The following is a 747-nucleotide window of genomic DNA, read 5'->3' on the forward strand; positions in this document are numbered from 1 at the left end:
GACAAGCGCACCGATACCGCCCAAAGCAGAACTCTCGGTTGGCGTCGCAATGCCCGCAAAAATAGAACCTAGCACCAATGCAATTAGCAGAAGCGGAGGAATAATGGAAAACAAGGCGTCTTTAATCGCCTCAAAGCCAACGGCCTCAGTTGGTGGCATTGGAGGCGCTTTTTCTGGATTTCTAAGCGTGACAAAAAGAATGTAACCAATATACAAAGCAATCAATAACAAACCTGGAGCAACGGCCGCCTGGAACAAATCCCCAACCGGCAAGCCCAATACATCGCCTAATATGATCAAGATGATTGAAGGAGGGATAATTTGTCCCAAGGTGCCCGATGCACAGATGGTGCCGCACGCTAATTGCTTATCATAGTTGTACTTCAACATCGCTGGCAGCGATATCAAACCCATCGCGACCACACTCGCTCCGACAACACCAGTAGATGCAGCTAAGAGCGCACCGACTAAGATTGTACTAATCGCTATACCACCACTCATACGACCAAACAACTGCGACATAGAAACCAGTAATTGTTCCGCTAACTTGGTTTTCTGTAGCACCACGCCCATAAAAATAAACAGCGGTATCGCCATTAATATGGTGTTTTCCATAATGCTTTGAATGCGATAAGGCATGAAAGCAAACAAATCAAAGCCTTCAGCAATCACTCCAAAAACAAGTGCGACGCCTGCAAATGTAAACGCAACGGGAAAGCCCAGCATCAATAAAAGAAGCGCAGCAAA

Annotated in this window: 1 protein-coding gene; it reads right to left on the bottom strand. The window is 46.5% G+C overall.

Annotated elements, in window-relative coordinates:
- A partial coding sequence (locus tag A3738_RS07210) for a TRAP transporter large permease subunit (RefSeq protein ID WP_156504048.1) occupies nucleotides 1–747 on the bottom strand: 747 nt, incomplete at both ends.

It is taken from the genome of Oleiphilus sp. HI0066 (assembly GCF_001635725.1).